The organism is Phytohabitans rumicis (genome assembly GCF_011764445.1).
Taxonomy (GTDB): Bacteria; Actinomycetota; Actinomycetes; order Mycobacteriales; family Micromonosporaceae; genus Phytohabitans; species Phytohabitans rumicis.
Window position 1 is genome coordinate 3070015 of record NZ_BLPG01000001.1, and the last position, 12487, is coordinate 3082501.

Annotated in this window: 9 protein-coding genes; 1 reads left to right on the forward strand and 8 read right to left on the reverse strand. The window is 71.9% G+C overall.

The window, feature by feature from the left end; genetic code table 11:
- Positions 1-7: 7 nt before the first annotated feature.
- From gatB to ligA, 5 genes are all read right to left on the reverse strand, one after another.
- Positions 8-1501 (reverse strand): Asp-tRNA(Asn)/Glu-tRNA(Gln) amidotransferase subunit GatB, encoded by a 1494-nt coding sequence (gatB, locus tag Prum_RS13370; RefSeq protein ID WP_173076869.1) that lies wholly within the window; start codon positions 1499-1501, stop codon positions 8-10.
- A 539-nt stretch (positions 1502-2040) separates the two neighbouring features.
- Positions 2041-3516 carry an Asp-tRNA(Asn)/Glu-tRNA(Gln) amidotransferase subunit GatA gene (gatA, locus tag Prum_RS13375; protein ID WP_173076871.1) on the reverse strand — a complete coding sequence of 492 codons (1476 nt, stop codon included), beginning with the start codon at positions 3514-3516 and terminating at the stop codon, positions 2041-2043.
- Positions 3517-3518: 2 nt separating this feature from the next.
- On the reverse strand, positions 3519-3818 hold the full coding sequence (gene gatC / locus Prum_RS13380; RefSeq protein ID WP_173076873.1) for an Asp-tRNA(Asn)/Glu-tRNA(Gln) amidotransferase subunit GatC: 300 nt from the start codon (positions 3816-3818) through the stop codon (positions 3519-3521).
- A 58-nt stretch (positions 3819-3876) separates the two neighbouring features.
- Positions 3877-5910 (reverse strand): putative bifunctional diguanylate cyclase/phosphodiesterase, encoded by a 2034-nt coding sequence (locus tag Prum_RS13385; protein WP_173076875.1) that lies wholly within the window; start codon positions 5908-5910, stop codon positions 3877-3879.
- Positions 5911-6045: 135 nt separating this feature from the next.
- Entirely contained in the window at positions 6046-8163 is a 2118-nt protein-coding gene (gene ligA / locus Prum_RS13390; protein ID WP_173076877.1) for an NAD-dependent DNA ligase LigA, read from the reverse strand.
- A gap of 41 nt (positions 8164-8204) precedes the next feature.
- On the opposite strand from ligA, the gene Prum_RS13395 reads away from it, so the two are divergent.
- Positions 8205-9554, forward strand: coding sequence for a TrpB-like pyridoxal phosphate-dependent enzyme (locus Prum_RS13395; RefSeq protein ID WP_173076879.1), 1350 nt, complete (start codon positions 8205-8207; stop codon positions 9552-9554).
- Here the strand turns inward: Prum_RS13395 and Prum_RS13400 are convergent.
- The 3 genes from Prum_RS13400 to Prum_RS13410 form a co-directional block, all read right to left on the reverse strand.
- Complete coding sequence (locus Prum_RS13400; RefSeq protein ID WP_371871232.1) at positions 9551-10471, reverse strand: uroporphyrinogen decarboxylase/cobalamine-independent methonine synthase family protein; 921 nt, start codon at positions 10469-10471, stop codon at positions 9551-9553. The two genes, Prum_RS13395 and Prum_RS13400, sit on opposite strands and share 4 nt — an antisense overlap.
- Before the next feature lie 67 nt (positions 10472-10538).
- Positions 10539-11597, reverse strand: coding sequence for a tRNA 2-thiouridine(34) synthase MnmA (mnmA, locus tag Prum_RS13405; RefSeq protein WP_218577226.1), 1059 nt, complete (start codon positions 11595-11597; stop codon positions 10539-10541).
- Positions 11594-12472 carry a LysR family transcriptional regulator gene (locus Prum_RS13410; RefSeq protein ID WP_173076881.1) on the reverse strand — a complete coding sequence of 293 codons (879 nt, stop codon included), beginning with the start codon at positions 12470-12472 and terminating at the stop codon, positions 11594-11596. Before Prum_RS13410 ends, mnmA begins: the two co-directional genes overlap by 4 nt.
- Positions 12473-12487: the final 15 nt, after the last annotated feature.

Sequence of the window (12487 nt, forward strand, 5' to 3'; positions counted from 1 at the left end):
CGACGCCTTAAGACAGGCGCGCGATGATCAGCTCGCGGACGGTCTTGGCGTCGGCTTGGCCACGCGTGGTCTTCATGACCGCGCCCACCAGCACGCCCGCGGCGGCTACCTTGCCCTCGCGGATCTTGGCGGCCACGTCGGGGTTGGCGGCGATCGCCTCGTCGACGGCGGCCGTCAGCGCACCCGTGTCCGACACGACCTCGAGCCCGCGGGCGACCATGATCTCGGTCGGGCCGCCCTCGCCCGCGATCACGCCCTCCAGCACCGTACGCGCCAGCTTGTCGTTGAGCTTGCCCTCGTCGACCAGGCGCTGCAGCTCGGCGACGTGCGCGGGCGTCACGCCCACGGCGGCCAGCTCCACGCCGGTCTCGTTCGCGCGGCGGGCCAGCTCACCCAGCCACCACTTGCGGGCACCCTCGGGTGCGGCACCGGCGGCGACGGTCTCCTCGATCAGCTCCACCGCACCGGCGTTCAGCACCGACTGCATGTCCAGGTCGGACAGGCCCCAGTCGGCCTGCAGGCGCTTGCGGTGCAGCCGCGGCAGCTCCGGCAGCTCGGCGCGCAGCGCTTCGACCCACGCCGGGTCCGGTGCGAGCGGCACCAGGTCGGGCTCGGGGAAGTACCGGTAGTCGGTCGCCGTCTCCTTGGATCGCCCGGAGGTGGTGTCGCCGCTCTCCTCGTGGAAGTGCCGGGTCTCTTGGGTGATCTTGCCGCCGGCGTCGAGCACGGACGCCTGGCGGAGCATCTCGGCGCGCACCGCCCGCTCGACCGAGCGCAGCGAGTTGACGTTCTTCGTCTCGGTACGCGTGCCCCACTCCTCGCCCGCGCGGTTGAGCGAGGTGTTCACGTCGCAGCGCAGCGAGCCCTGCTCCATCCGTACGTCCGACACGCCCAGCGCGCGGATGACGTCGCGCAGCTCGGTGACGTACGCCCGGGCCACGATCGGCGCCTGCGCGCCCGTGCCCGGGATCGGCTTCGTGACGATCTCGACGAGCGGGATGCCGGCCCGGTTGTAGTCGACCAGCGACTCGGTCGCCCCGTGGATCCGCCCGGTCGCGCCGCCCACGTGCAGCGTCTTGCCGGTGTCTTCCTCCAGGTGCACCCGCTCGATGCCGATCCGCACCAGCTCGCCGTCGATCTCGACGTCCAGCCAGCCGTCGGTGCACAGCGGCTCGTCGTACTGGCTGATCTGGAAGTTCTTCGGCATGTCCGGGTAGAAGTAGTTCTTCCGCGCGAAGCGGCACCACGACGCGATCGTGCAGTTGAGCGCGAGGCCGATCCGGATCGTGGCCTCGATCGCCGCCCGGTTGGCCACCGGCAGCGCCCCGGGCAGGCCCAGGCAGACCGGGCAGATCCGGGTGTTGGGCTGGCCCCCGAAGTCGGTCGGGCACCCACAGAACATCTTCGTCTTCGTGCCCAGCTCGACGTGCGTCTCCAGGCCGATCACCGGCTCGAAACGGGCGACGACATCCTCGTACGCGGGCAGCGCGGTCGTGGTCACCGCACCAGCCTAATAGCTCCCCAACCCAACCCCCGCCGCCCTTCCCCGCGCCCCTTCCGCTGCACCCCCCTTCGTGCGTCGATCAAGGGCTTTCCCGTCGATCAAGGGCGAACGGTCGTGCTTTGATCTCCGATCCGCGACCGTTTGCCCTTGATCGACGTCGAAGACCTTGATCAGCGAGAGAGGGTCGGGCGTGGGGCGGGGTTGAGCCCTCTTTAGAGACGTCTTGCGGTGAGGGTGAGGAAAATCAAAGATGTTGAGCTGCCGCGACGCCCGTCGCGGTCCAAGCCGTCGCTCCCGCGGCCTCACCCTGCGCGTCCCACAACCCACAGCCCCGGCCCGCGGGCCGGCAACCACGGCGGGTAGGGCAGATGTGGAGTGCTACCGCTTCGCGACCGCACCCACGTCGTACGCCGCCGCGAACCCACCGGCACCGCCCGCCGCTGTCGATTGTGGACCGCGCAGGGCGAGGCCGCGGGAGCAACGGCCCGGACCACGACGGACATCGCGGCAGCTCAGAACTCGATCTGAACCTGAACCTACAGCGCCGGCGGGGTGAGCGTCCCGACCGCCGACTCCAGCGCCGCCGCGACCCGGTACATCCGGTCGTCGCGCAGCGTCGGGGCCATGATCTGGAAGCCCACCGGCAGACCCTCAGACAGTCCACAGGGGACCGAGATGCCCGGACCGCCGTACAGGTTGGTCGGGATCGTGAAGAGGTCGGCGAGGTACATCTGGTACGGGTCGGACGTACGCGAGCCCAGCGGGAACGCCACGAACGGCGTGGTCGGCGAGACCAACACGTCGACCTGCTCGAACGCGGCCGTGAAGTCCCGCGTGATCAGCGTGCGGACCTTCTGCGCCTGCCCGTAGTAGGCGTCGTAGTAGCCGCTCGACAGCGCGTACGTGCCGATGATGATGCGCCGCTTGACCTCCGGCCCGAACCCGGCCTCCCGGGTCAGCGACATGACCTCTTCGAGCGCCTTCGCGCCGTCGTCGCCGACTCGCAGGCCGTACCGCACGCCGTCGAAGCGGGCCAGGTTGGAGGAGCACTCGCTGGGCGCGATCAGGTAGTACGCCGGCAGCGCGTACTGGAAGTGCGGGCAGGACACCTCGACCACCTCGGCGCCCAGCTTGGTCAGCGCGTCGACCGCGTCGCGGAAGGCCGCCGTCACGCCCGGCTCCGCGCCCTCGCCGCTGAACTCGCGCACCAGGCCGATCCGCACGCCGGTCAGGTCGCCGGTGGCGCCCTGGCGGGCCGCGCCGACGACGTCCGGCACCGGCTGCGGGATCGAGGTGGAGTCGCGCGGGTCGTGCCCGGCCAGCACCGCGTGCAGCAGCGCGGCGTCCTCGACGGTGCGGGCGCACGGGCCCGGGGTGTCCAATGAGGAGGAGAACGCGATGAGCCCGTACCGGGACGTCCCGCCGTACGTCGGCTTCGCGCCCACCGTGCCCGTGACCGCGCCCGGCTGGCGGATCGAGCCGCCGGTGTCGGTGCCCACCGCGAGCGGCGCCTCGTACGCGGCGAGTGCCGCCGCGCTGCCGCCCCCGGAGCCACCCGGGATGCGGGTCAGGTCCCACGGGTTGTACGTCGGCCCGTACGCCGAATACTCCGTCGACGAGCCCATGGCGAACTCGTCCAGGTTGGTCTTGCCGAGCATCACGAGCCCGGCGGCGCGCATCCGCTCCACGATCGTCGCGTCGTACGGCGGCCGCCAGCCCTCAAGGATCTTGGAGCCGGCCGTGGTGGGCACCCCGCGGGTGGTCACGATGTCCTTGACCGCCACCGGCACGCCCGCGAGCGGGCCGAGCGCCTCCCCCGACGCCCGCCGCTGGTCGACAGCGCGGGCGGCGACAAGCGCGCCCTCGGCGTCGACGTGCAGGAACGCGTGCACCCGGTCGTCGACCGCGGCGATCCGGTCCAGATGCGCCTGGGCCACCTCGGTGGCGGACGCCTCGCCGCTGGCGATGAGCGCCGCGACCTGCGTCGCGGTCAGCCTCGTCACGTCGGTCACGCTCACGCCTCCTCTTCCAAGATGCGGGGTACGCGGAACCGGCCGTCTTCGGCGTCCGGCGCGCCCGCGAGCGCGTCCTCCGGGGTGAGGCAGGGCACCTCGACGTCGTCCCGCAGCACGTTGGTCAGCGGTACGGAGTGTGACGTCGGCGGGATGTCCTCGGCCACGACCTCGCCCACCCGGGCGACCGCCTGGAGGATCACGTCGAGCTGGCCGGCGAACAGGTCAAGCTCCTGCTCGGTGACGGCGAGCCGCGACAGGCGCGCGAGATGCGCGACCTCCTCGCGGGAGATGGCGGCCATGGGTGCCCCCTTAGAACGCTGACTGACCCGAGCGAGTCTATTTGTCCCCCACCGCCGGCTAGGCGGGTGGGGGCACCGCGCGGTAACGGGCCAGCCAGGCGACCAGCTCGTCAGCCGGCATCGGGCGGGCGTAGAACCAGCCCTGGGCCACGTGGCAGCCGGCCGCGTGCAGGAGGCGCCAGGTGCGCTCGTCCTCCACGCCCTCGGCGACCACCCGCAGCCCGAGCGCGCCGGCCAGCTCGATCACCGACCGGACGATCGCCGCGTCGTCGGCGTCGGTAGCCATCCCGAGAACGAACGACCGGTCCACCTTGACCTCGGCGAGCGGCAGCCGGCGCAGGTGCTGCATCGAGGAGTACCCGGTGCCGAAGTCGTCCAGCGCGATCGCCACGCCGATCTTGTCGAGCCGGGCGATGGTGGCCAGCACCCGGCGCGGGTCGGCCATCAGCGCGCCCTCGGTGATCTCCAGCTGGAGCCGGTCGGCGGGCAGGCCGTACCGGGCCAGCCGTTCGGCGATCTGGTCCGCGATCTCGCCGTCGTGCAGGTCGCGGACGCTGACGTTGAGGGCGGACCGCAGGTGCAGCCCGGCGGCGGCCCATTTCGCGGTCTGCTCGACCACGTCGTCGACCACCCGCTTGGTCAGCAGCCGCATGACCGCGCTCTGCTCGGCGACGCGGATCAGCTCCTCCGGGTCGACCATGCCCCGCTGCGGGTGCCGCCAGCGCAGCAGCGCCTCGACGCCGACCACCTCGCCGGTGTCGATCGCGATCTGCGGCTGGTAGTACATCGCGATCTGGCGGCTGTCGCCCCCGTCGAGGGCCTTGCGCAGGTCGGCGAGCAGGCTCAGCCGTTCCGGGGAGTTGTGGTCGGAGTCCGGGGCGTAGACGGCGACGGTGTCGCCGCGGTGCTTGGCGTCGTACATGGCCACGTCGGCGTGGCGCAGCAGGGTGGCGAAGTCCTCGCCGTGGTCGGGATAGAGCGCGATGCCCATCGAGCCCGCCACGTCGAGCGGCAGGCCGTCCAGCGCGACCGGCTCGGCGAGCGTGGCGACCACCCGTACGGCCAGCTCGCGGGCGGCGGCGGCGCTGGTCAGGCCGGGTGCCAGGATCGCAAACTCGTCACCGCCGAGCCGGGCCACCACGTCGCCGGGGCGTACGGCCTCGGTCAGCCGGTTGCCGACCTGCACCAGCAGCCGGTCGCCGACCGCGTGCCCGAGCGCGTCGTTGACGTGCTTGAACCGGTCCAGGTCGAGCACGAGCAGCGCCAGGTGCCGGTCTTCGGCGCCCTTGGCGGCCCGCTCCGCGTGGGCCGGCACCTGGTCGGCCACCTCGGACAGCAGCGCCTTGCGGTTGGCGAGCCCGGTCAGCGGGTCCATCCGGGTGAGCTGGTCCTGCTCGGCGGAGAGCCGGGCCATCCGGTAGACCGCGTACAGCGGCACCACGACCAGCGGGATCAGCGCCGCGCTGGTGTGCGCCGCGGCCAGCAGCACCGGGCTGAGCAGCAACAACGAGCCCATCGACAGCAGCTCGAACGCGAGACCCTGCCGGAAGATCGACGTCCACCGGCCGCCGAAGAGCAGCCGCAGGGCGAGCGTGACCGTGCCGTACTTGACCAGGAACCAGGCACACCCGGCGATGCCCACCACCGCGACGTCCGCCCAGTCGAGGCGGTCGACGTCGGCGAGGCGGCTCACCGCGTACGCCGCGGACAGCGCCAGCGCGTACTGGCCGATGTTGAACGCCGCCCGCCACCACGCGTGGCGCATCCGCCAGGAGGAGACCACCACCGCGGCGGCCTGTACGGCGACGGCCGGGGCGAGCCCCCAGCCCAACAGGATGGCGAACGTGAAGCAGATGGACGGGAAGACCGCCGAGCTCTGCCGCCGCCCGGGCGGGGTGAACGGGCGGGCGTCGACCAGCACGGCGAGCCCGGCCATCACCCAGAACGCCGCCGGCAAGTCCCCCAACTGGCCGGGCAGCCGGGCGAGCGGCACCGCACACACGAGGGCGGCCACCGTGATGACCGCCCAGGCAAATCCGAAAAACGGAACGGCCCGCTCGGGGGCAACGGAGTTCCGCGATGCGGCCTCCATAGGACCCTCCCCCGCCGTAGCTCATCGGTGCCCTGAATCGTCCACCACCATATGAGCGGTTGCGCGCCACCATGGGAGCTTTCCCAAGCAGTCGTAACGAACTTGAGATACAGGACGGGTTGTGGATGAGTCCCGTTACGCCTGTGCAACCTCCCGCGCGGCGTCCGGACCCTGCGCCAGCAACACGTCGAACCCGGCCTCGTCGAGCACCGGCACCTTGAGCGAGACGGCTTTGTCGTACTTGGTGCCGGGGTTGTCGCCGACCACGACGAAGCCGGTCTTCTTCGACACCGAGCCGCTCACCTTGCCGCCGCGGGCCGTGATCGCCTCGGTGGCCTGATCACGCGAGTACGTCGACAGCGTCCCGGTCACCACCACGGTGAGCCCTTCGAGCGGGCGCGGCCCCTCGTCGACCCGCTCCTCGGCGAGCCGCACGCCTGCCTGCCGCCAATTCTCGACCACGTCGTTGTGCCAGCCGACCGTGAACCATTCGGTGAGGCTCTCGGCGATCGTCGGGCCGACGCCCTCCACCCCGGAGAGCTCTTCGAGAGAGGCGTCGCGAATCGCGTCGAGCGACCCGAAGTGCCTGGCCAGCGCCTGCGCGGCGGTGGGGCCCACGTGCCGGATGGACAGTGCGACGAGCACCCGCCACAACGGCTGCTCCTTGGCCTTTTCGAGCTGCACGAGCAGCTTCTCCGAGTTGGTGGTGAGCGTGCCGTCCTTCTTCCGGAAGAAGTCGGATTTGCCCAGGTCCTCGGCGGTCAGGCCGAACAGGTCGCCCTCGTCCTGGATGATGCCCGCGTCCAGCAGCGCGGAGGCCGCCTTGTAGCCCAGCACCTCGATGTCGAACCCGCCGCGCCCGGCCAGGTGAAACACCCGCTCGCGCAGCTGCGCGGGGCACGACCTGTTGTTGGGGCAGCGGATGTCGATGTCGCCCTCCTTGGCGGGCGCCAAGGTGGTCCCGCACGAAGGACACTCGGTCGGCATCTCGAACCGCCGGGCATCCGAAGGCCGCAGATCGATGACCGGCCCGAGCACCTCGGGGATGACGTCGCCGGCCTTGCGGATGACGACCGTGTCGCCGATCCACACCCCCTTCCGCTCGACCTCGCGGGCGTTGTGCAGCGTCGCGAGCGCGACCGTCGAGCCGGCCACCCGCACCGGCTCCAGCACCGCGAACGGGGTGACCCGGCCGGTGCGCCCCACGTTGACCTGGATGTCGAGCAGCTTGGTGTTGACCTCCTCGGGCGGGTACTTGAACGCGATCGCCCAGCGTGGCGCCCGGCTGGTCGAGCCGAGCCGGCCCTGGATGCCGATCGAGTCGACCTTGACGACCACCCCGTCGATCTCGTGCTCGACGTCGTGCCGGTGCTCGGCGTAGTAGGCGATGTACTCCCGTACCCCGTCGAGGTCGGGCTTGAGCTGCCAGCGCTCGCTCACCGCGAGGCCCCAGCGCTTCATCGCCTCGTACGCCCCGGACTGCGCCGCCGGCTGGAAACCGCGCCGGGCGCCGAAGCCGTGCACGACCATGCGCAGCCCACGGGAAGCGGTGATCCGCGGGTCCTTCTGCCGCAGGCTCCCCGCGGCCGCGTTGCGCGGGTTGGCGAACGGCGCCTTGCCCTGCTCGACCAGGCTCGCGTTGAGGTCGCCGAACGCCGCCACCGGGAAGTAGACCTCGCCCCTGACCTCGAGAAAGTCCGGCACGCCCGCGCCGTCCAGAACCAACGGCACGTCCTTGATCGTCCGTACGTTGTTGGTGACGTCCTCACCCGTACGCCCGTCGCCGCGGGTGGCCGCCCGCACCAGCCGACCGTCCTCGTACGTCAGGTTGATCGCCAGGCCGTCGACCTTGAGCTCGCAGAGGTAGGACACGGCGCTGCCCGCGTCGCGCTCCACCCGCTCGGCCCAGGCGGACAGCTCCTCGTCGTCGAACGCGTTGTCGAGCGACATCATCCGCTCGGCGTGCTCCACCGATGTGAAGAGCGTGGAGAAGGTCCCGCCGACCCGCTGGGTGGGCGAGTCCGGCGTGCGCAAGGCCGGATACTCCTCCTCCAGCGCCTCAAGCGACCGCAGCAGCCGGTCGAACTCCGCGTCGGAGATCGTCGGCGCGTCGAGCACGTAGTACCGGTACTGATGGTCGGACAGCTCGGCGCTCAGCGCGGCGTGCCGCTCGCGGACATCGGCGGGCGGCTCCGCCCCGGCCGCCGCGACCTGCTCGGGGGTCACTCCAACGGGGACAACTTCCTCAGACACCCCTGCACCGTAACCGGTGCATCCGACATAACGTGGTGACCATGAGTGAGCCGACCAAGATCTTGCTGGACGAGTCGGAAATGCCTCGTCGCTGGTACAACGTGGTCGCGGATCTGCCCAGCCCGCCCCCGCCCGTGCTGCACCCCGGCACGCTCCAGCCGGTCGGACCGGACGACCTCGCGCCACTCTTCCCGATGGACCTCATCCTGCAAGAGGTCACCACCGACCGGTACGTGGACATCCCGGAGGACGTCCTGGACGTCTACCGGCTCTGGCGGCCGTCCCCGCTCTACCGGGCGCACCGGCTGGAGAAGGCGCTCGGCACCCCCGCCAAGATCTTCTACAAGTACGAGGGCGTGTCGCCGGCCGGCTCGCACAAGCCGAACACGGCGGTACCGCAGGCGTACTACAACAAGGAAGCGGGCGTGCGCCGGCTGACCACCGAGACCGGCGCCGGCCAGTGGGGCACCGCGCTCGCGTTCGCCTGCGCCCAGTACGGCCTGGACTGCGAGGTCTGGCAGGTGCGCGCCTCGTACGACCAGAAGCCGTACCGCAAGATAATGATCGAGACGTTCGGCGGGGTGGTCCACCCGTCCCCGTCCGAGCTGACCGCGGCCGGGCGGGCGGTGCTCGCCAAGGACCCCGACTCCCCGGGCTCGCTGGGCATCGCGATCTCCGAAGCCGTCGAGGTGGCGGCCCAGAACCCGGACACCAACTACGCGCTCGGCAGCGTGCTCAACCACGTACTCCTGCATCAGACGGTGATCGGCGAGGAGTGCCTCGCGCAGTTCGCCAAGGTGGGCCTGGCCCCGGACCTGATCGTGGGCTGCACCGGCGGCGGCTCGAACTTCGGCGGCCTAGCGTTCCCGTTCCTGCGCGAAAAGCTCGCCGGCCGCATGGACGTCACCATCCGCGCCGTCGAGCCGGCGAGCTGCCCGTCGCTGACCAAGGGCGTCTACGCGTACGACTTCGGCGACACCGCCGGCATGACCCCGCTGATGAAGATGCACACGCTCGGGCACGACTTCATCCCGGACCCGATCCACGCCGGCGGCCTGCGCTACCACGGCATGTCCCCGCTGCTGTCGCACATCTACGAGCTGGGCCTGATCGATGCGGTCGCCAAGACCCAGCGGGAGTGCTTCGAGGCGGGCGTGCGCTTCGCCCGGACCGAGGGCATCGTGCCCGCGCCGGAGCCCACGCACGCCCTGGCCGCCTGCATCGAGGAGGCCCTGAGCTGCAAGGAGACCGGCGAGCAGAAGGTCATCCTCACCGCGCTGTGCGGCCACGGCCACCTCGACCTGACCGCCTACGCCGCCTACCTGGAGGGCACCCTCGTCGACCACGAGTACTCCGCCGAGGTGACCGGCCTGCCCAAGGTCCCGGCCTAGTCGTCCTCGGCCAACCGGCGGGCGGCCTCGTGGCACGCCTTCAGCACGGCGCGGGCGTCCGCCACGCCGGCCAGGCCGCACGCCGGGGTGACCACCACCTGCTCCGGCAACCGAGCCGCCGGGAAGCCGAGGCGGCGCCACATCTCCCGTACCCGATCGGCCATCGTCGCGGACGGCGCTGGCGCGCCACCCGCGAAAAGGCCGAGGCCCGCGTCGATGGCCTCGCCCAGCGGATCAAGCTTTTCGACCAGGTCGAGGTCTAGTGCCACGGCCGCCGCGCCGCTCGATCGCACGACATCCAGCGGCACGTCCGCGGCACAACAATGCACAACAACGGGTACGCCTACCGCCTCCACCACCGTGCGCAGAGTGCTCGCGGCGGTGGTCGCCTCGATCGACCGGTAGGTGTGCAGGCCGCTGTCGGTGGCGATCCGGCCGGCCAGTGCCGCCGGGAGCGAGGGCTCGTCGAGTTGGAGCAGCACGGTGGCGGCCGGCAGGCGGCGGCGCACGTCGGCCACATGGGTGCGCAGCCCCTCGGCCAGCGATTCGCTCAGGTCCCGCACCGCGCCGTGGTCGCGCAGGATCCGCCCGCCGAGCGCGAGGTCGATGCTGGCCGCGAGCGTGTACGGCCCGGCCGCCTGCACCTTGAACGGCCCCGCGTACTGGTCCGCCTGCTCGGTCATCTGGTCGAGGTCGCGCTCCAGCAGGTCATGCGTACGGCGCAGGTCGCGCCCGCCCCGCCCGGCCACCCGCCACCGCCCCGCATACAGCTCGACGGGCAGGTCCACCAGAAACCCCGCGCCCCGCCCAATGAGCTCGGCCCCTGCCCCCCGGTCGGGCAACTCCGGCAGGTACGGCAGGTCGGGCACCTCCCCGAGCACGATCCGTTGCGCCTCAGCAACGTCCGTCCCCGGCATCGACCCCATGCCGGTAGCCGCCCCACGCCCCACGCAAACTCCACGCGCGCCACGCTACCCGCCTCGCTTAGACGATCGTGGCGGAGCCTAGGACGGCGTCGCCGGCGTAGGCGACGATGGCTTGGCCTGCCGCGATGCCGCGGGCCGGGCGGTGCAGGCTGGCGCGCAGGCGGTCGTCCACCAGCTCCACCGTGGCGGGCACGCCCTCGCCATGGGCGCGCAGTTGCACCTCGCACTCGATCGGGCCGTCGGGCAGCGGCCCGCCCGTCCACACCGGACGGTCACCGACCACCTCGGACACGTCGAGCGCGCTCGCCGGCCCGACCGTCACGGTGTTGGTCGTCGGCGTGATGGACAGCACGTAGCGCGGCCGGCCGTCGGCTGCCGGGTTTTTCAGGGCCAGCCCGCGGCGCTGCCCGACGGTGTACGCGTACGCCCCCGCGTGCTGGCCCAGCACCGCACCCGTCTCGGCCTCCACGATGTCGCCCGGCGCCTCGCCCAGCCGCTCCGCGAGGAAGCGCCGCGTGTCGCCGTCCGCGATGAAGCAGATGTCGTGCGAGTCGGGCTTTTGGGCCACCGCCAGCCCGCGCTCGGCCGCCTCGGCCCGCACCTGGGCCTTGGTCGAGTCGCCCAGCGGGAAGATCGACCGGTCGAGCTGGTCGCGGCGCAGCACCGCCAGCACGTACGACTGGTCCTTGGGCAGGTCGACGCTGCGCCGCAGCAGCCCGTCCGGGCCGAGCCGGGCGTGGTGGCCGGTCACCACCGCGTCGAAGCCCAGGGCCACGGCCCGGTCCAGCACCGCAGCAAACTTGATCTTCTCGTTGCAGCGCAGGCACGGATTCGGGGTACGCCCCGCCGCGTACTCCGCGACGAAGTCGTCGACCACGTCCTCATGGAACCGGTCGGCCATGTCCCACACGTAGAACGGGATGCCGATCACGTCCGCCGCGCGGCGGGCGTCCCGGGAGTCCTCCAGCGTGCAGCAGCCCCGCGCGCCCGACCGGTACGTCTGCGGGTTGCGCGCCAGCGCCAGGTGCACGCCGGTGACGTCGTGCCCGGCCTCGGCCGCCCGCGCGGCGGCCACCGCCGAGTCGACCCCGCCGGACATCGCTGCCAACACTCTCACCCGACAACGGTAACCGGCCCCTCTGACACAACGAAGTCGAGGAACGCCCGGGCCAGCGCGTGCGGCCGCCCACCGACGCGGTGCCCGATGCGCAGCACCCGGGGCACGCGCGGGTTGAGCGGCATGGCCACCACCCCGGCCGGCTGCTCGGCCAGCAGCAGCGACGGCACCACCGACACCCCGATCCCGGCTCGAACCATCGTGACGATCGTGCCGAGCTGGGTCACCCGGTGGGCGGGCCGGAACGCCAAACCGTGCGCCGCGAAGATCGCCTCGACCAGCGGCTCGCACCCGCTGGCGCTGGTCACGAACGCGTCGTCCACCAGGTCCTCCACCGCCACGCTCGCCTCGCCGGCCAGCGGGTGCTCGGGGTCGACCAGCACCATGAACTCGTCCTGCGCCAGCACCGGCCCCTCGACCGCGCCCAACCCGTCGACCACGCAGCTCAGGTCGACCAGGCCGCGCTCGACCCAGTCGACCATCTCGTCGTCGGTGCCCTCCAGCAGCGACACCCGGGCGCCCGGGTGCCGCCGCGCGAACCGTCGCTGCAACCCGGGCAGTACGGCCAGGTTGGTGCTCGGCATGCCACCGAGGCGCAGCTCGCCGATCAGCTCCCCACCGCTGGCCGCGGCTCGCTCGGCCACCCGGTCGGCGGCGCGTACGGCCTCGCGGGCGTCGTCGACCACCGCCTTGCCGACGATGGTGAGCACGGCGCCCGTGCGGTCGCGGTCGACGAGCCGATGCCCCAGCTCCCGCTCGAGGGCGGCCACGGCGTGCGACACGGCCGACTGGGTCAGCCCCAGCTCGGTGGCCGCCCGGGTGAATCCGCCCCGGTCGGCGACCGCCACGAGGGCGCGCAGTTGAGCCAGATGCATGCGAACCTCTCATGC